Source organism: Rhizobium sp. C1, from assembly GCF_021026335.1.
Taxonomy (GTDB): Bacteria; Pseudomonadota; Alphaproteobacteria; order Rhizobiales; family Rhizobiaceae; genus Ensifer_A.
In genome coordinates, this window is the sequence record NZ_JAJNCY010000001.1 from 1 (window position 1) to 18,775 (window position 18,775).

Annotated in this window: 16 protein-coding genes; 5 read left to right on the forward strand and 11 right to left on the reverse strand. The window is 62.0% G+C overall.

The genetic code is table 11. From position 1 onward, the window contains the following. The first annotated feature begins 323 nt into the window (after nt 1-323). Nucleotides 324-1,496, forward strand: coding sequence for a benzoate/H(+) symporter BenE family transporter (locus LQK83_RS00010; protein ID WP_230835222.1), 1,173 nt, complete (start codon nt 324-326; stop codon nt 1,494-1,496). 331 nt (nt 1,497-1,827) lie between these two features. Further along, the gene (gene leuA / locus LQK83_RS00015; RefSeq protein ID WP_230835224.1) at nt 1,828-3,528 is read left to right on the forward strand and encodes a 2-isopropylmalate synthase; all 1,701 of its coding nucleotides are present in this window, start codon (nt 1,828-1,830) and stop codon (nt 3,526-3,528) included. A 56-nt stretch (nt 3,529-3,584) separates the two neighbouring features. Here leuA and LQK83_RS00020 read toward each other — a convergent pair whose 3' ends face one another. Further along, nucleotides 3,585-3,773: a hypothetical protein gene (locus LQK83_RS00020; RefSeq protein WP_230835226.1), complete on the reverse strand. Its 189-nt coding sequence runs from the start codon at nt 3,771-3,773 to the stop codon at nt 3,585-3,587. Nucleotides 3,774-3,869: 96 nt separating this feature from the next. Here LQK83_RS00020 and LQK83_RS00025 point away from each other — a divergent pair, with 96 nt between their 5' ends. Continuing rightward, the gene (locus tag LQK83_RS00025) at nt 3,870-4,034 is read left to right on the forward strand and encodes a DUF2256 domain-containing protein (protein ID WP_230835228.1); all 165 of its coding nucleotides are present in this window, start codon (nt 3,870-3,872) and stop codon (nt 4,032-4,034) included. A gap of 14 nt (nt 4,035-4,048) precedes the next feature. Here LQK83_RS00025 and LQK83_RS00030 read toward each other — a convergent pair whose 3' ends face one another. Beyond that, nucleotides 4,049-6,031, reverse strand: a complete 1,983-nt coding sequence (locus LQK83_RS00030) for a putative bifunctional diguanylate cyclase/phosphodiesterase (protein WP_230835230.1) — start codon at nt 6,029-6,031, stop codon at nt 4,049-4,051. A gap of 258 nt (nt 6,032-6,289) precedes the next feature. On the opposite strand from LQK83_RS00030, the gene LQK83_RS00035 reads away from it, so the two are divergent. Next, nucleotides 6,290-7,333, forward strand: coding sequence for a class I SAM-dependent methyltransferase (locus tag LQK83_RS00035; protein ID WP_230835232.1), 1,044 nt, complete (start codon nt 6,290-6,292; stop codon nt 7,331-7,333). Between the two features lie 118 nt (nt 7,334-7,451). On the opposite strand, the gene atzF is transcribed toward LQK83_RS00035, so the two are convergent. The 8 genes from atzF to LQK83_RS00075 all read right to left on the reverse strand — a co-directional run bounded on the left by atzF (nt 7,452) and on the right by LQK83_RS00075 (nt 15,977). Next, a complete protein-coding gene (gene atzF, locus LQK83_RS00040) occupies nt 7,452-9,260 on the reverse strand; it encodes an allophanate hydrolase (protein WP_230835234.1) in 1,809 nt (602 codons plus the stop codon). Between the two features lie 7 nt (nt 9,261-9,267). Continuing rightward, nucleotides 9,268-9,603: a cupin domain-containing protein gene (locus tag LQK83_RS00045; protein ID WP_230835243.1), complete on the reverse strand. Its 336-nt coding sequence runs from the start codon at nt 9,601-9,603 to the stop codon at nt 9,268-9,270. Then, a complete protein-coding gene (locus LQK83_RS00050) occupies nt 9,600-10,262 on the reverse strand; it encodes a cysteine hydrolase family protein (protein ID WP_230835244.1) in 663 nt (220 codons plus the stop codon). Before LQK83_RS00050 ends, LQK83_RS00045 begins: the two co-directional genes overlap by 4 nt. Next, nucleotides 10,262-11,803 carry an ABC transporter ATP-binding protein gene (locus LQK83_RS00055; RefSeq protein ID WP_230835245.1) on the reverse strand — a complete coding sequence of 514 codons (1,542 nt, stop codon included), beginning with the start codon at nt 11,801-11,803 and terminating at the stop codon, nt 10,262-10,264. Before LQK83_RS00055 ends, LQK83_RS00050 begins: the two co-directional genes overlap by 1 nt. Beyond that, on the reverse strand, nt 11,800-12,477 hold the full coding sequence (biuH, locus tag LQK83_RS00060) for a biuret amidohydrolase (RefSeq protein ID WP_230835246.1): 678 nt from the start codon (nt 12,475-12,477) through the stop codon (nt 11,800-11,802). The genes LQK83_RS00055 and biuH overlap by 4 nt, the downstream gene beginning before the upstream one ends. A gap of 18 nt (nt 12,478-12,495) precedes the next feature. Continuing rightward, a complete protein-coding gene (locus tag LQK83_RS00065) occupies nt 12,496-13,419 on the reverse strand; it encodes an ABC transporter permease (protein ID WP_230835247.1) in 924 nt (307 codons plus the stop codon). After that, on the reverse strand, nt 13,416-14,528 hold the full coding sequence (locus LQK83_RS00070; RefSeq protein ID WP_230835248.1) for an ABC transporter permease: 1,113 nt from the start codon (nt 14,526-14,528) through the stop codon (nt 13,416-13,418). Before LQK83_RS00070 ends, LQK83_RS00065 begins: the two co-directional genes overlap by 4 nt. A 324-nt stretch (nt 14,529-14,852) precedes the next feature. Next, nucleotides 14,853-15,977 (reverse strand): BMP family ABC transporter substrate-binding protein, encoded by a 1,125-nt coding sequence (locus tag LQK83_RS00075; protein WP_230835249.1) that lies wholly within the window; start codon nt 15,975-15,977, stop codon nt 14,853-14,855. Between the two features lie 182 nt (nt 15,978-16,159). Here LQK83_RS00075 and LQK83_RS00080 point away from each other — a divergent pair, with 182 nt between their 5' ends. Further along, a complete protein-coding gene (locus LQK83_RS00080) occupies nt 16,160-17,068 on the forward strand; it encodes a LysR family transcriptional regulator (RefSeq protein WP_230835250.1) in 909 nt (302 codons plus the stop codon). Nucleotides 17,069-17,130: 62 nt separating this feature from the next. On the opposite strand, the gene LQK83_RS00085 is transcribed toward LQK83_RS00080, so the two are convergent. Continuing rightward, nucleotides 17,131-18,483, reverse strand: coding sequence for an MFS transporter (locus LQK83_RS00085; RefSeq protein ID WP_230835257.1), 1,353 nt, complete (start codon nt 18,481-18,483; stop codon nt 17,131-17,133). Nucleotides 18,484-18,775: the final 292 nt, after the last annotated feature.

The following is an 18,775-nucleotide window of genomic DNA, read 5'->3' on the forward strand; positions in this document are numbered from 1 at the left end:
CACTTCACCAGACCCGAAAGCCGCTCCAGACGACCTCCACCGCCCTGCGGCATCAGCGCATCCACAAAACTGAACTGCCCAGACCCTCGAACCGACATCGCATCCTCTCCAAACCGCTGCAAACCAAGTGAATCACATCACCCGAATTTTGCAACGGTCCCCTTGTGGGGGAGATGGCGGCAGCCAGAGGGGGAGCCGTTGACACCGGAGCTTTCCGGATCACTTCAGAAGGTTGTGTACCGCTTTGCCGTCGCGCGACCTTGCCAATCTCCGCCCACTCTGGTCTGTCTCCCTCCACAACCAGATCAACATCCGGCCCCATCATGCTCAAAGATTTCTCCCCGCAAGCCTTCACCATGGGGCTGCTTGCCGCATTCGTCGGCTTTGCCAGTTCGTTTGCCGTCATCCTGCACGGTCTGACGGTCGTCGGCGCGACACCCGGGCAGGCGGCTTCGGGGCTGGCGGCGCTTTCGGTGGCGATGGGGGTTCTCGGGATCATCCTGTCGGTGTGGACGCGGATGCCGGTGTCGGTCGCGTGGTCGACGCCGGGGGCGGCGCTGCTGGCGGGCACTGGGGCGGTGGCCGGTGGGTTCGGCGTGGCGGTCGGGGCGTTTCTGGCGGCGAATGTGCTGGTTGTGATTGCGGGACTGGTTCGGCCGGTCGGTAATGCGGTGACGAAGATCCCGCAGGCCGTGGCGAGCGCCATGCTGGCGGGCGTGCTGATGGAACTGTGTTTTGCGCCGGTGAAGGCCGTGGCCGCATTCCCGGCGGCGGGGCTGATCATCTTTGCCGCCTGGGCGATTGCCGGCGCCTGGAACCGCTTGATGGCGGTGCCGGCGGCGCTGCTCGCCTTTGCGGCGATCACCGTCTATCAGTTTCCGGCAGGGGCCTTTACTAGCCTCCCGGCGACAAGTCTGCCGTTCGAATGGGTCACGCCGGGGTTCACGTGGCAGTCGATGATCTCGATTGCCGTGCCGCTCTTCTTCGTGACCATGGCCTCGCAGAACATTCCGGGCATCACCGTGCTCAAGGTCAATGGCTTCGAGCCGCCGCCGGGGCCGCTGCTCGCGGGGACCGGGATCCTCACGATCCTCGCCGCGCCCTTCGGCGGCCATAGCGTATGCCTCGCTGCCATCACGGCTTCCATGTGCGCCGGGCCGGATGCGCATCCGGAGCCGCGTCGGCGCTACTGGTCGGCGATCATGGCAGGCATCTTCTACGTTCTCTTCGGTCTCTTCACAGGCTTCATCACCTGGTTTGTCGCACAGGCACAGCCGATCCTCATTGAGGCGGTTGCTGGGCTAGCGCTCTTCGGGGCCTTCTCGGCCTCGGCCAGTGCCGCCTTCAAGGACCCTGATACGCGCGAGGCGGCGGCCGTCACCTTCATGGTCACGGCGTCCGGCCAGAGCTTTGCCGGTGTCTCCGGCGCCTTCTGGGGGCTGCTTGCGGGGGTCGCGGTTTATGCACTCGGAAAGGGCATCAAGCGGAAAATTTGATCAAGCGCTTGCCAATTTCGCGGGCAACGGGTATATGCAGCGCCATGACGAACAGCTTGAAGAAATTTTCGAACGAAATCGCCCGCGGCCATCAGGTCATGCGGAGCCGTTCTGCTGCCGTCAAATCGCTTCTTCTTCTCGGCCTTACGCGCGGTTGCCGGGTCCTCTGAAGAAGCGCCCGGCGGCCGAAAGACCGCCTCGGGCTCTCAAATCGCTTCTTCGCAATCACCCCATGAACTGAATTTCGGGCCGTTTTGCCCGCATTCGTGTATCGCCAAACCTGCGCCCGTGCGCTAAGAGCGATCGCGACTGGAAGTTTCGAGAAGAAGCGATGATCAAGCAGACCTACCACCCCCAGGACGGCATGCCGAATGCAGGCGTGAAGTACCAACCCTATCCGCAGATTGCCCTGCAGGACCGCACCTGGCCTTCCAAGACCATCGTGACGCCGCCGATCTGGTGCTCGGTCGACCTGCGCGACGGCAATCAGGCGCTCATCAATCCGATGGGCCATGATCGCAAGGCGCGGATGTTCCAGCTGCTGCTCGACATGGGCTTCAAGGAAATCGAGATCGGTTTCCCCTCCGCCTCACAGACCGATTTCGACTTCGCCCGCTGGTGTGTGGAAGAGGGCGGTGTGCCGGAAGATGTCTCCCTGCAGGTGCTGGTCCAGTGCCGGCCGGAGCTGATCACGCGGACCTTCGAGGCGCTGGAAGGCGCGACGAAGCCGATCGTGCATTTCTACAACTCGACCTCCGAACTGCAGCGCCGCGTGGTGTTCGGCAAGGATGTTGCCGGCATCAAGCAGATTGCCGTCGATGCGGCCAAGATGATCCGCGACATGGCCGAGAAGGCCGGCGGCGGTTTCCGTTTTGAATATTCGCCGGAAAGCTTCACGGGCACGGAACTCGAAGTGGCTTTGGAAATCTCCAATGCCGTCATCGAGGTCATGCAGCCGACCCCGGATAACAAGCTGATCCTCAACCTGCCGGCGACCGTCGAAATGGCGACGCCGAACATCTATGCCGACCAGATCGAATGGATGTGCCGCAATATCCACGATCGCGGCAATGTCATCGTCTCGCTGCATCCGCATAACGACCGCGGCACGGGCATCGCTGCCACCGAACTCGGCCTGATGGCGGGTGCTGACCGTGTCGAGGGCACGCTGTTCGGCAATGGCGAGCGCACCGGCAATGTCGATATCGTGACGCTTGCGCTGAACATGTTCACGCAAGGCGTGGATCCGAAGCTCGACTGCTCCGACATCGAGCGGATCAAGGCCGTCTATGAATATTCGAACGAGCTGAAAATCCCGGAACGTCATCCTTATGTCGGCGAACTGGTCTACACGGCCTTCTCAGGCTCGCATCAGGATGCGATCAACAAGGGCATGAAGGCGATCAAGGTTGCCAACAAGCCGCTCTGGGAAGTGCCCTATCTGCCGATCGACCCGCAGGATGTCGGCCGCTCCTACGAGGCGATCATCCGCATCAACTCGCAGTCGGGCAAGGGCGGTATCGCCTATATCATGCAGGAAGATTACGGCATCAACCTGCCGCGCAACCTGCAGGTCGAGTACCGCGACGAAATTCAGCGGATCACTGACGAAGAGGGCGTGGAAGTTCAGCCGAAGCGCATCTACGATCACTTTATCGAGCGCTATGTGACGCAGCCGGGCGCACGGCTGAAGTTCGTCGATCACCATTCCTATGTCGATTCGGCGCATCCGGGTCTGCGCATCGTCGCGGCCGAGATTACCGACAAGGGCGAGAAGAAGCGGATCGAGGGCAGGGGAACCGGGCCCATCGACGGTTTCGTCAATGCGCTCTCGACCTATCTCGGCTTCGAGATGACGGTGAATGATTACTCCGAGCACTCGCTCCAGCATGGCTCGAATGCCTCGGCCATCTCCTATGTCGAAGTCTCTGCCAAGGGCCGCAAGCTCTTCGGAGCCGGCATCAATACCAATATTGTGACCTCGTCACTCGAGGCCATCGTGTCGGCGGCCAACAGGCTGATTTCCGAGTAAGACGGGTTCCAAGCGAGACCTTTGCGCCGTGCCGGATCTCCGGCGCGGCGCTTTTGTCATCGCAGCCACGAAAACACCATTTCCAGAAGCGTCGCGCCGCCAATGGGCGCAACCAGCATCAGGACCAGATTGAAGCCAGTGATCCAGAAAAGGACTTTCTGCTGGTTCAGGGTCAGCTGCGGCCTGGGGTGGGGCTCGCGTTCAGGCTTGCCTGAGGGGCCAAATCCGTTTGTATCCAGCAACATCGGCGCAATTCTCCACAATATCGGTGACTACGCTGAGGGCGGGCGAGCGGATTTCATGAACCGATCCGGCACGCTCTTGCTGGCGTAGACCACCAGATGGAAAAGGCTCGGCCCAAAAAGAAAAGCGAACTCCCGCAGAAAGTCTGTGCGGTCTGCGGAAGACCATTTGTCTGGCGGAAGAAGTGGGCGCGGGACTGGGACACCGTGCGCTATTGTTCAGAGCGATGCCGGCGCGGCAAGGGGCGACATGAGATGTCCTGAAGACACCGGGGCATCTAGCCCCAATGCGTTGCCGCCCTGTGCGCCAGAACGGTGGCAAGGGGTTCCGGCCGGCCGAGATAATAGCCCTGCATTGTATTGACGCCCAGACGCTTGAGAAGTTCGACCTGGGTTTTGGTTTCGACCCCTTCGACCAGGACATGAACGCCGCGATTGCGCAGCAGCCGCACCATGTCATGCAACATGCTGGAGCCGCGCGTTGTCTCGCAGTCGTGAAGGAAGGCGCGGTCGATCTTGACGACGTCGAAATCGAAGCGGCGCAGCCACGCAAGGCCGGCGAAGCCGGTGCCGAAATCGTCGAGCCAGACCTGAACACCGAAGGAGCGCAGCTGCTCGATATTCTTCTGCGCCTGTGTTTCCAGCGCGATATCGATGCCTTCCGTCACCTCGAGCGCCAGTTTCTTTGGCGAAATGCCATACTGGCCGATGATCTCGGTGACCTGAAGCGGGAAGCCCGGCGTCTTGAGCTGGACGGCCGAGACGTTGACCGAAACGACCTCGCCCAGACCGTGGGTCGCGATGTCGTGGCAGGCACGCTCGATCGCCCAGCGGCCGAGCTGGTGGATCGCGCCGGTCTGTTCTGCAACGGGAATGAAAACCGCGGGGCTGATCACGCTGCCATCGAAATCGCGCATCCGCATCAGGCTCTCATAGCCGATGACGTCATTGGACTTCGTGTCGATGAACGGCTGATAGACCAGGGAGACGAGATTGCGCGAAATGGCGAGCTTGAGCAATTCGGCGAGGTTCTTGCCGGAGGCGTCGCGGGCGGCTTCCGTCGGATCGTAGATCGTGAAAGTGGCGCGGCCGGCAAATTTCGAGGTGTAGAGCGCGCGGTCGGCCTGCTGGAGCAGAATTGTCAGTTCCAGGCTGCCATCGTTGCGCGTCATCGTCGCGCCGGCACTGATCGTGATGATATGACGGTCGTCTCCGCGATCCGGATGCGGGATGGCCAGCGCTTCCACGCGCCGGCAGAAAAGTTCGGTCAGTTCCACCAGACGTCCTGGGGAATTGACCTTGGACAGGATCACGAATTCCTCGCCGCCATGCCGGCCCGCGACGGCGCCAACCTCTGCCGCCGTCTCCGAAAACAGGCGCGCCAGCGCAATCAGACATTCATCGCCTGCGTGATGTCCAAGACTGTCGTTAAAGCGTTTGAAATAGTCGACGTCGATCAGGATCAGGCCGATCTGTTCGTTTTCCGCAAGGCCGTTGCGCGTCAGGTTCAGGAAGTCCTGGCTGATGGCGCGGCGGTTGCGCAGGCCCGTCAGCGGATCGGTCTCGGCAATTTTTTCGAGCTGTTGACCCTTCTCGATCGCCACCTTCTCCTGAATTTGCGCCTGCAGGGAGTGCAGGAAGGAGTTGTAACGTTCCAGGCTCAGGCGCCAGGAGAGATAGAGCGAAAAGGCCAGGATCGAGACAAAGTAGAGAGACAACACCCAGCGCGCGATGTCGTTCGTATCGAGCGAAACCATCAGGCCATAGACGAAGGCGAACGTCACCGTCGCAGACGAAAGCGCGGAGAGCCAGAACCGAAAATTGAAAAACAGGTTGGCGCCCAGGACGAAAATCGTCCCGAAGATCATGAATTGCGAAAGCGTGACCTGCTGGCCCGTCTGCAGAGCCGGGATGAGCCAGCCGATTGCGGCCACCACTATTCCCAGCGCAGCTGAAAGATGGATCAGGGGCAGCGATCTTGTGTTTCTGGCGGCCAGTTCGACAACGGCCACAAACAGAATGCCTACGCCGAGGCGCACCATGATCAGGGTGTTGGCGACGTCGGGCAGGAGCAGATAATCGAGGAAACAGAAGAGGCTGTTGACGAAGGCGGCGGCGACGATGCCGAGACGGACCGTGCGGATATTCTGCTCGGCGTCGCGCTGCATGAGCAACGATAGCAAAAAGGGATCGGCCGGCTTCCACCAAGGTCGATGCAGGGCTGCGACTGCGCGTCGCGCGACTTCGTCAGTCAGCTCCATATTACCCTTTTCCCTCGATATTGGCGGTTTCCTCACCCTTAGGGATTCAGCGTCCGATCTTTACCTGCAGATGTCTCTTTTACTGCCATTTCTGCTAACTGCCGGTAAACGAAACAAGCTGCTTTCTTGCCAAGGGTTTAGATCGAGATAAGCAGAAAGATGCAAATTAACCAAAATTTAATTAAAAACTTCCTTATCATGCGAATTGCGATAGGCTTTGTCTGTGAATGTAAGGCGCTCGATTGAGGAGTTGCGTAGATGCAGTCGACGAAATCGCATATCGATGAGCAGAGCATGATCACCCCGGCCCTGGTTGCCAGATTGGGCAGAGGCGCCCAAGAGGTCATTGACGAGGTCAAGCTGCGAGAGAAGCGGGCCCAGCTTGCGCTGGTTCTCGAACTGGCGCGCCAACGCTTCGAACGCCACGCCGACACGAGCGAGACTGTCGCCCGTCTGGCCGCTGATCTGCATGATCTGCGAATTTCTTCCGGCGCCGGTGTCTGGAAGCATCTGATCCCGGTGGCGCAGGCCCATCCCGTATCACAATTCCTGTTGCAGGATCCCTTCACGAAATGGTCGTTTGAAAAACCGCGCGGCTATTCGGGCGATGCCGGCCTTCTCGACATCATCTACAAACACCCCGCAGCCGCGGAGGTCGTGGCCGCCGCTTCCAGTCTGGGGTCTGAGATCTTCGCTTATACGGTCGAGGCAACCACGTCTGTCGCCGCGCGGGAGCGCCGTGAAATTCTGGCGAAAGAGGTGGATGCGGCTTCTGCCCACGCGGAGAAGGCCGAAGTTCTGGCGGTTGCCTGCGGCTATCTTCGCGAGGCAGAGCTTTCCGAGTCGTTCCAATCGGGCCGGCTCGGCCGCTGGGTTGCGCTCGATCAGGACGCCGAGAGCGTTGATGTCGTTGCACGGGCCAATCCCGGAACGTCGATCCTCCCGATGGTCGGCAATGTCAGCGGGTTGATGCGCCGCAGCTATGATCTCGGCACGTTCGATCTCGTCTATGCATCGGGTCTCTATGACTATCTGCCTTATGCGGTGGCAGTGCGTCTCACGCAGCGTCTCATCGAGATGCTGAAGCCGGGCGGGGCTTATCTCTTTGCCAATTACAGTCAAGAGATCCGGACCGACGGGTACATGGAAACCTTCATGGACTGGCCACTGCTGCTGAGATCGGAAGCGGATATGTGGCAGATCGTCAACGCCGCCGTCGATCGCAACAGGGTCGATGTCGATGTCTTCTACGGTGAGAACCGCAATATCGTTTACACGCGCATCCGCAGAAAGAGTGCGTGACTGATATCCAGCTGTCCTGCCCCGCCTGCGGGCGCGGCCGGACAGCGGGCGCATGACAGATCCCATTTTCCCTTGCCCGGCCCCGCTATCTGCATGGCCGGGCTTTTTCATGCCGGGGTCACCGCTGTTCGAGATAGGCGCGCCAGCCCCCGAAGCTCGTGATGTCCTCTGCGCCGGCGAGGCCTGCACTCTCGCACAGGAATCCCTTGACGGTCGCTCCGCCTTCCAGCTGGATCGTCCCGATGCCGAGCGGCGAGGGGATGCCCTCCATGAATTCCCCGAAGCGCGCGAGCGGGATCGACCAGACTTCGAGCGCAATGGGCGCGCCATCTTCCCTGCGCACCAGCCCCGGCCGTTTCGGCGGGCCGCCGGCCAGCGCGTAGAGGCGGTATTGCGGAGCGGTGCGGCCGGCGTAGAGGAAGCGGCCACCCCGACCGGCGACCTCGTGGTTGAGCGGCAGGCCGCCCATATGCGCGCCGACAAGCGCCACGGCCATCTCGCCCGCATCAGGCCCGGGTAGCGAGGTTGCCGCGTTCTGCGCTGGCAGCGGCCAGTCAGTCGCTCCGAGCACCACGTCTGCGCCCTCATGCAGTGTGCGGGCGATGCCGGCAAGCAGCCCGTCCGCGCCGCTTTTGCCGAGCAGCGTCACGCTACCGGGACGGCCATCCCTGCGGGTCGCCACAGGTACGGCGATGCCGGCCATGTCGAGCAGGTTGACGAAATTGGTGTAGGTGCCGAATTTCGAGTTGGGACCGATCGGGTCCGCTTCCAGATCCTTGACGCTGAAGAAGCGGGGGATGGTCGGTACGCAAAGGCAATCTACCGCCTCAAGCAGCGGCTCGGCCTTCCGCTTGAGGTCCGCCAGACGGTAGATGCCCTTGAATGCGTCGGCGGCGGAAAGCTTTTCAGCCCCGCCGATGATCTGGCGCGTGACCGGATGCATGATCTCCGGACGCTCCTTCATGATGCTTTCCGTGGCTGCATAGCGCTCGGCTACCCATGCGCCCTCGTAAAGCATGGCCGCGACCTGATAGAGCGGTGTGAAGTCGATCTCGATGATTTCGTGGCCCAGTTTCTTCAGCACTTCGCAAGTCGCGGTGAAGGACGCGGCCTGGGCGTCGTCCCCGAAGAAGATCCGGGTCTTTTCGTCCGGAACGCCTATCCGCAAACCCTTGGCGGGCGTCGTCACCTTCATCGGCGCAAAGCGCTTCGAATAGGCGTCGGTCACGTCGTAGCGTGTCGCGGCTGCAAAGGCAGCGAAGGCGTCGTCGACAGTCAGCGCGAAGATGGAGATCGTGTCGAGCGTACGGCAGGCCGGCACCATGCCGGTGGCCGAAAGGCTGCCAAGCGAGGGCTTGAGGCCGACAATGTTGTTCAGCGCTGCCGGAACCCGGCCGGAGCCGGCCGTGTCGGTGCCCAGCGAGAACGTGACAATGCCGCGCGCGACCACGACGCCGGAACCGCCGCTCGATCCGCCGGGTACGATTTCAGGGTCGATGGCATTCTTGGGTGCCGGATAGGGGGTGCGCACACCGACAAGGCCGGTGGCAAACTGATCGAGATTGGTCTTGCCGATGACAATCGCGCCGGCTTCCTTCAGGCGCGCCACGACAAAGGCGTCTTCGCCGGCCTGATAGGCGAAGTCCGGGCAGGCGCAGGTGGTCGGCATGCCGCCCACGTCGATATTGTCCTTAACGGCGAAAGGGATGCCCCACAGCGGCTTTGCGGCGTCATAGGCCCCGAGGGCTGCCGCCGCGGCAACCGTTTCAGCCTCTGCGGGCAGGTGGATGAAAATGCCGGGATCGTTCGCAAGCCGAATGCGGCGATAGACTTCGGCGACGACGGCCTCGGGTTTGAGGCCGCCGGCATAGGCGTTGTGCAGCGATGACAGGGTAAAGGGCAGGCTTTCGATATTCACAGGCGTCATTCTCTTTTCACTCGAGGATTTTCACGGGCTTGGCCCACTGGATGAGGATCACGCAACCTTCTTGCGACTGAACGGAGTGTACGGTTCCTTGCGGATTGGTGACGAGGGCTCCCGTTTCGTAAAGCCCGTTTTCGTCACTCTGGGACCCTTCGAGCACAAGAATGGTCTCGAGGCCCTCATGAATATGGGCAGGGACTTCCGCGCCGGGCTGATAGCGCAGCAGCGCCAGTTCCGGTTCGCCGCGCACGAGACGGCAGATTTCGACGCCGTCTCGGAAGTATTCGAACTGGCATTCCCGCCAGCCGCCTTGCAGGAATTCGGGCATGTTGATCGCAGTTGTCATGACAGGGCCTCCACGATGCTGGAAACGGGGGCCACCCAGCCGACGATCGCGCCCTGCGCGGTCATCATGTCGATGGCGGCCTTCTTGAATTCGGGGAAATAGCTTTCGGTCGCGTCCTCGGCGAGCAGGCATTCATAGCCTCGGTCGTTCGCCTCGCGCATGGTCGTCTGCACGCAGACTTCCGTCGTTACGCCGGCAAAGACCAGCTGGGTGATGCCGCGCTCCTTCAGCATGTCGCCAAGGGGCGTGGCGTAGAACGCGCCCTTCCCGGGCTTGTCGATGACGATCTCGCCTTCTTGTGGGTAAAGCTCGGGCACGATATCGGCGCCCGGCTCGCCGGAAATCAGGATGCGGCCCATCGGGCCCGGATCGCCGATGCGGAGCTTCGGATTGCCGCGATCCTTCTTGGCCGGTGGGCAGTCGGCAAGGTCGGGCCGGTGGCATTCGCGGGTGTGGACGATGGTCAGCCCGGCCTTGCGGAAACCGGCAATCAGCGCGGCAGTGGCCGGGATGATGGCCTGCAGGCGGGTCACGTCATTGCCAAGAGTTTCGCCGAAGCCGCCCGGCTCGACAAAATCGCGCTGCATGTCGATGACGATCAGCGCCGTCTTCTTGCGCTCGAGGTTGAAGTCGAAGGGTCGTGCCTTGATCGTCGCCATCAGTGATGCCCTGCCATGTATTTGCCGATCTCGCCGATTTCGGCGCTCGCCGCCGGTGTCTCATAGGCGATGTGCCCTTCCGACATGACGAGGATTCTGTCCGACAGTTCAAGGATCTCGTCGAGGTCCTCGCTGATCAGCAGCACGGCGGTTCCGGCATTGCGGGCGGCCATGATGCGGGCGCGGATTTCGGCGACCGCCGAGAAGTCGAGGCCGAAGCAGGGATTGGCGATGACCAGCAGATCGACCTCGCCGGTGAGTTCGCGGGCGAGCACGGCGCGCTGCACATTGCCACCGGAGAGCGAGGCGATCTGCGAGGCAAGCGAGGCGGTCTTGACTTTGTATTCGCCGACCAGACGCGCGGCCTCCGCCATCATGCGGCGGGTGTCGAGCCAGAACTGGTTCTTGCCGCCCCTGGCGTCGAAATCGCGGAAGAAGATGTTTTCGGCGACCGTCATCTTCGGGGCGCAGGCATTTTTCAGTGGCTCTTCCGGCAGGTAGCGGACATTGAATTTGCGGGCCTCGGTGCGGGTGGCCTTGTAGGGTGTATCCTTGACACGGATTTCGCCCTCGTCCAGCGGGCGCTGACCGGCGAGCATCTGCATCAGTTCCATCTGGCCGTTGCCGGAAATGCCGGCAATGCCGACGATTTCGCCGGCCTTGACCTTGAGATCGCCGATCTCGATGGTCTTGAAGCCGGAGCGGTCGGGGGCCTTGGCACCCTTGACCTCAAGGACGACATTGCCGGAGGTCTCGACGCGCTTGGCGGAGCGGACGAGTTCCTTTTCGCCGATCATCATCGCGGCCATGTCGGCGGTCGAGAGGTCTGCGACCTTGCCGCCGCCGGCATATTCGCCACGCCGAAGCACGGACACCTCATCGGCGAAGGCGGTGACCTCGCGGAACTTGTGGGAAATCATCAGGCAGGTGAGATCGCCTGACGTGGTGAGCCCACGCACCATGCCGAGCAGTTCATCGGATTCGGACGGTGTCAGCACCGAGGTCGGCTCGTCGAGGATGAGGAACTTGCGGCCGAGATAGAGCTGCTTCAAAAGTTCGAGCTTCTGCTTCTCGCCGGCGGCAAGCCGTCCGACCGGGACATCGAGCGGCACCTGGAAGGGCATCGTGGCCATGAAGGCGGCAAGAGCTTCGCGCTCGCGCGCCCAGTTGATTTTCGCCGGCACGTCGGCGCGGCTGATGACGAGGTTTTCGGCAGCGGTCAGCGAGGGCACCAGCGTGAAATGCTGGTAGACCATGCCGAGCCCGAGATCGTGCGCGGCGCGGGGATGGGCAACCTCGACCTCGCGGCCATCGACCGTCAACTGACCCGATGTGGGCTGGTAGAAGCCCATGATGCATTTGACCAGCGTCGATTTGCCGGCGCCGTTTTCGCCCAGCAGCACATGGAAGGAGCCGGCGGGCACCTTGATCGAAACATCGCGGAGCGCCGTGAAATTGCCGAAGCGCATGGTCATGCCGAGCGTTTCGAGCGAAAGCGCGCGGGTCGGCGGGTGAGGAGTCTTGTCGAGCACGTGGTTCATGGCAGGGCGCTCACCAGTTTTTCGCTGTCGGAGACGGAGCCGAAGACACCGCCCTGCATCTTGACCATCTTGATCGCGGCAGCATGGTTGCCCGGATCGGTCGCGCCGCAGCAGTCCTCCAGGATCAGGCATTCGAAGCCGCGGTCGTTGGCCTCGCGCATGGTGGTCGAGACGCAGACATCGGTGGTGATGCCGGTGAGGATGATGTTCTCGATGCCCTTGGTGCGCAGGATCAGTTCGAGGTCCGTGGCGCAGAAGGAGCCCTTGCCGGGCTTGTCGATAATGATCTCGCCGGCGATGGGATAAAGCTCGTCGATGATGTCCCAGCCCGGTTCGCCGCGCACGAGGATGCGGCCGCAGGGGCCGAGATCGCCGATGCCGGCGCCGATCTGCTGCGAGCGCCAGCGTTTGTTGGGCGGCAGGTCGGAAAGGTCGGGGCGGTGGCCTTCGCGGGTGTGGATGATGTGGTAGCCCTTTTCGCGCATGGCGGTCAGGACCTTCTTGATCGGCTCGATCGGCGCGCGGGTCAGTGACAGGTCATAGCCCATCTTGTCGACATAGCCGCCTGGCCCACAGAAATCGGTCTGCATGTCGATGATGATCAGCGCGGTGTTTTGCGGGCGCAGGTCGCCGTTATAGGGCCAGAGATAGGGGTCTGCCTTGACGGTGGTCATCGTTGCGGTCTCCAGTCGTTATTTGGTGATGCTGAGTTCGCCGGGGGCCGAGGTCATGGCCCGCGTGGTCGAACTGGTGGCAATGAGAAGGCCGAGCGTCAGGACATAGGGCGCGGCGTAGAAGAGGTAATAGCCCTGCGTGACGCCGACGGATTGCAGCGCCGGGCCGAGTGCGCCCGCACCGCCGAAGAGAAGCGAGGCATAGGCGCAGTTGATCGGGCTCCAGCGGGCGAAGATCACGAGCGCCACGGCCATCAGGCCTTGCCCCGAGGAGATGCCTTCGTTCCAGCTGCCGGGATAATAGAGCGAGAGATAGGCCCCGCCGATGCCGGCCAGCGCCCCGCCGGCGGCGGTCGACCAGAGGCGGACGCGGTTGACGTCGATGCCGAGCGCGCGGGCGGCGTCGGCACTGTCGCCGGCGACGCGGATGGTCAGGCCGACCTTGGTGTTCTTGAGCATCCAGGAGGCGGCGATGGCGAGCGCGATGCCGGCGATGAAGAGAACATTGACACGAAGGGCTGCCTGCACCTGCGGCACGTCGGACCACCAGCCGAGCGAGATGGCCGGCAGATGCGGGGCGACGGGCTGGATGTAGGGCTTGCCGAAAAAGAAGGCGAGGCCGGAACCGAAGATCATCAGCGCAATGCCGAGTGCGATGTCGTTCACCTTGGGCAGCTTGCAGATCCAGCCATGAAAGAGGCCGAAAAGCATGCCGAAGAAGGCGGCAGCGAGAAGGCCGATCCAGGCGGAATTGGTCTGGTAGGCAACCGCATAACCGCTCATCGCGCCGAAGACGAGAGTGCCTTCGAGGCCAAGGTTGACACGACCGGAGCGTTCCGTCAGCGCCTCGCCGACGGAGACGAAGATGAAGGGGGTGGAGACGCGGATCGCGCCGCCGAGAATGGCAAGGGGCACGCCCCAGAGACCTATATCGGTCGTCATGCGCTGGCTCCCTTCATGAGCTTGACGATGCTGACCCTGTCCTGCCGCGCGTCGGAGAGAAGGATGGTGATGAAGACGATGCCTTCGAGCACGAGGATGGTGGCGTCGGGCAGATCGAGGCGACGCTGGATCAGGCCGCTGGAGGCCTCGAAGCCGGCAAAGACGATAGCGGCGGGAATGATGGCGAGGCCGTTATGCCGGGCAAGGAAGGCGATGAGGATGCCCGTGTAACCATAGCCGGCGGCGAGCGAGGCATTGGCCGAGCCGTGCACGGCGGCGACCTCGAACATGCCGGCGAGCCCGGCGAAAGCGCCACCCAGTGCGGTGAAGCCAATCATCAGGAGACCTGCCGGAAGGCCTTGAATTTGCGCGGCTTTCACGTTGCCACCGACGATGCGGGCGGCAAAGCCCCAGGTGGTGCGCTCGATGAGCAGCCAGCAGACGATGCAGCCGATGATGCCGACGGCAAGGCCCCAGTGAACGCCGACGCCGGGGATTTCGCCGATGCGCCATGCATCCGGCAGCGGCGCAGTCGAGGGCTTGTTGAGGCTCGCCGGATCGCGCAGCGGTCCTTCCACAAGGTGGTTCATGAGCGCGATGGCGATATAGGCCATGAGGAGCGAGGAGATGGTTTCGTTGACGCCGCGAAGGTGCCGCAACGCGCCGATGCCGCCGATCCACGCGCCACCGACAACGCAAGCGGCGATGGCCATGAAGATGATGCCGATCGGGCCGGGGAGGCCCGGCGCGAGCATGGCGACCGCGCCGGCGGCCACGCCACCCAAAACGATTGCGCCTTCACCGCCGATGATGACGAGGCCGAGACGGGCGGGCAGAGCGACACAAAGGGCGGCCAGAAGGAGAGGGGCGGCGCGGGCGAGTGTATTCGTCCAGGAGAAGGCGGTGCCGAACCCGGCCTTGTAGACGATCTGGAAAAACTCGATCGGCGACTTGCCGAGGAAGAGAAGAAAAATCGAGAAGATCGACATGCCGACGAGGAGCGCCGCAAGCGGCAGCAGTACCGCGTCCAGCTTGCGGGCAAACGTTTCGGCCGTCTCGGCATTGATGGCACCCGTCGCCGGGGCGGCAAGTCCTGCTTCGGTGGTCATGGCCTGTTGTTCCTTCGGGTCTTGGTAGGAGCTGCGCGCCGGGTAGCGCGCAGCCAGGTCCAGTCTTTCGGTTTGTGGGAGCGGAAGCGGAATTCCGGGCAGTGTTCAGCCCGCGTTCGCCTTGCGCCGCCTATCCCTCGGAGAGTTTCCGGAAATGGCTCTCCCAGGAGACCTGAGGTGCGGGCGGCTCGTCTCGCGAATCCGCCTGAAGCACGAAGAAGTCTGCCGAGCGTGGTGGGAGCATTGGGATTAAGGCCCATGATGCGAAACCTGATCCGCTAGCCCTTCGCCTCCCAAGCGATGTCGAAGAACCTGAAAAGCCCATCATGAGGTCGACCCGATGACGCCTTCGACGAGGTAGTTCATGCTCTCGAGCTTGACGTCGGTCTCGGCGAAAGCCTCGCCGTCCTTCGCGACGACATTACCCTTGTTGTCCTTCAGTGGCCCCTTGATCACGGAGAAGCCGCCCTTGAGGATGGTGGCCTGGGTCGACTCGAACTGCTTGCGCGAGGCTTCGCTGACAGCGGGGCCGAGCGGGCTCATCTTGATGAAGCCTTCGGAGAGGCCGCCGCGCACGAAGTTCGGGATCGTCTCGCCCTTGAGCGTGGCGTTGACCATGTCGGTATAGACCTTGCCCCAGTTCCATTCGGCACCGGTAAGGTACTTTTCCGGCGCAAGCTTCGACTGGTTGGCGTGATAGCCGCAGAGATACATGCCGCGGCCGGCGCCGGTTTCCATGATGACCTTGGGGCCGTCGACATGGCAGGTGACGACATCAACGCCCTGATCGGCCAGCGCGTTGGTGGCTTCCGCTTCCTTGACGGCCAGCGACCATTCGCCGGTGAAGATGACCTGGCAGGTGATGGTCGGATCAACCGCGCGTGCGCCGAGCAGGAAGGAGTTGATGTTCAGCAGGACCTGCGGGATCGGCTTGGCGGCGACGAAGCCGATCTTCTTCGTCTTGGTGGCGTGGCCGGCGGCGATGCCGTTCAGATACTGCCCCAGGCCGATATAGCCGAAATAGGAACCGACATTCTTCGGGTTCTTTTCAGTCCAGAGACCGCCGCAGTGCTCGAAGCGGACGTCCTTGTATTTCGGCGCCAGCGTCAGGATATGGGGGTCGAAATAGCCGAAGGAGGTGGGGAAGAGGAGTGTCGCGCCATCGAAATTGATCATCGATTCCATCGTCTTCTGGACATCGACGGTTTCCGGCACACGCTCTTCCTCAACGACCTTCACGCCGGGGATCTTCTTGACGATCGCGGCACCCTCGGCATGCGACTGGTTGTAGCCGTAATCGTCCTTCGGGCCGACATAGATGAAACCGACGGTAAGACCGGCTGCGCGGGCCATGCCGCCCGGAAGCAGGCTGGAAGCGGCGGCAAGGCCGGCGACGCCGGCTGAAGTCTTCAGAAATTGGCGGCGATTGGGTGTCCAGATTTTCGTCATTGCAATGCTCCCCGGTGCGGTTCGAAAAGTTTCAAAATTGATTTCCTCTGCGCGCCCCTGCCTCTGATAAAGACCGTCGCGCCTCAACGACAGGCACACGTTATTAGGATGGCGGTGCAAATGTCTTGTGCTATGTTTTGGCCAGACCGCTGCAAAAAATGCAGCAGGAGGACAAGACGACAATGCGCCACCTGACGACCTTCCGCTACATCGATGCCGTGGTGAAAGCCGGTTCCATCCGGGGTGCGGCAGAAAGCCTTGCCATCACCTCCACCGCGCTGAACCGGCGTATTCTGGCGATCGAGGATGAGCTCGGGGTTCCCATCTTCGAGCGGCTGCCGCATGGGGTCCGGCTTTCGAGCGCAGGCGAGCTGCTGATCCATCATATTCGCAACCAGATGTCCGATATGGAACGTGTGCGCTCACAGATCGCCGACCTGTCCGGTGTGCGGCGCGGGCATGTATCGATTGCCTGCAGTCAGGCGCTCTTGCCCTATTTCCTGCCGATGGAGATTTCGCTTTACCGCAAGGAGCATCCGAATGTGACCTTCGGCGTACACGTGCGCGACCGCGAGGCGGCTGAGCGGGCGCTGGTCGATCATACGGCTGATATCGCCATTGTGTTCGAGCCAGTGCGGCTTGCCGATTTCATGACGCTGATGCGGGTGTTCCAGCCGGTCTATGTGGTCATGGGACGGGATCATCCGCTGGCGGCGAAGGATGTCTTGCGGCTCAGCGATTGTCTAGCCTATCCGATCGCGCTGCCAACCGCTCCCTATGGGGTGCGTCATCTCATCGACATGGCGCTGCTGACCGCCTCCGTGCGGGTGGAGCCGGTGATCGAATCCGACAGTTTCGAATTCCTCCGAAATCATGCGGTGGCGGAGAATATTCTGTCCTTCCAGATACCCATCGGCCTTTCGGAGCAGACAAGCACCGGCGAGCTTGTTTCGCGCCCGCTGGATCGACGCGATGTGCCAGCTGGAGTGCTCTACATGGGGCAGTTGAAGGGGAGAACCCTGCCGGTAGCGGCCGCGCGTTTCGCCGCGCAGCTTTCGGCGTCGCTGGCGGCAAAGTTCGAGGTCTCCTGAAACGCGAAACGGCGCCCCGAGGGGCGCCGTTCCTGCAGTTTGCGGATGACCAGGCCGTCCGATCAGTCGTCCATCGTGTCCAGCTTGCGGCTGAATGCGATGGCACCCATGGTGCAGACGGCGCCGGAGAGCAGATACATGCCGACATAGGCGACGCCGAAGGACGTAGCGAGGCCGAGCGCGACGAGCGGGGCAAAGCCTGCGCCGATCAGCCATGCCATATTGGATGTCAGCGCCGCACCGGAGTAGCGGTACACCTTGCCGAAGCGCGAGGCGACCGCACCGGCGGCCTGGCCAAAGGACAGGCCGAGGAGCGCAAAGCCGATGATGACGAAGGCATCAAGCCCACGCGCGCCAAACGACAGCAGGACCGGCGCAATGATGCTGAAGATGGCGATCAACACGGCGGACACCGTCAGCTGGCCGCGGCGGCCGATCTTGTCGGCGAGCAGGCCAGACAGGACGATCGTACCCGTGCCGACGATCGCGCCGACCAATTCAACCAGCAGGAAGCTGGAGATGTCATGGTCTGTGGTGAGCGTCACCCAGCTCAGCGAGAAGATGGTGACGAGGTGGAACATGGCGAAGCTGGCAAGCGGCGTGAACGTGCCGATCAGCAGGTCGACGCCGTGGTTCTTCACGAGATCGACCGTACGCACGGGGACAAGTTCTGCCCGGTCGAGAAGCGCGCCGAATTCCGTGGACGCGACAAGGCGAAGGCGGGCGAAAAGGGCCACGACGTTGATAGCGAAAGCGACGAAGAACGGGAAGCGCCAGCCCCATTCCAGGAAGTCGGCCTGGCTGATCGCCGAGTGGAAGTAGGCGAATAGGCCGGCTGCGAAGATGAAGCCGATCGGCGCGCCGAGCTGCGGCATCATGGCGTACCAGCCACGACGATGCGGCGGGGCGTTGAGCGCGAGAAGCGAGGCCAGACCGTCCCAAGCGCCGCCGAGCGCGAAGCCCTGGCCGAGACGGAAGACGATGAGAAGGGCGATCGCCCAGTGGCCGATTTCGTTATATCCCGGCAGGAAGGCCATGGAGGCGGTGGAGCCGCCGAGGACAAGGAGGGCGGCGACGAGCTTGGTGCCGCGGCCATAGGCACGGTCGATCGCGGTAAATACCACCGTGCCCACGGGACGGGCCAGGAAGGCGAGAGAGAAGACCGCGAACGACAGGAGAGTGCCTGTCAGGCGGTCGGTGAAGGGAAAGAAGAATTGCGGGAAAACAAGGACCGAGGCGATCCCGTATACAAAGAAGTCGAAGAATTCCGATGATCGGCCGATGATCACGCCAAGCGCGATATTACCGGGGTCAACCGTGCTGTCGGCATTGATCTGCCGCGCATCGCGCTCGCTGGACGACGAGCTGGGCGAGAACGAACTGGGGTGGTCTGCTGTAGCTGTGTATGAACTCATAGGCTGCTCCTCCTGCAGAAAACGCGGCTGCGGACATTTTGTTTCGAACCAAATTCTCCCAAATTGGTTCGACTCCCGAAGCGGCGTCTTGAAGAACACTATGCGCCTGCAAAATTGCTGCGTCAAATGGCCTCATGAGCAATTGCAACCTAAATCGTCAAAGCACTTTAACATCAATGTCTTAAAGTGTTCTCGAACGCACAAGGCCTAAATTCGCCACAATTTTTCTTGCGCTGCGGCAACTCAGCCTATGGCGTTCTTGATCCATATCATTTACCTGCCCGTTTTGGGA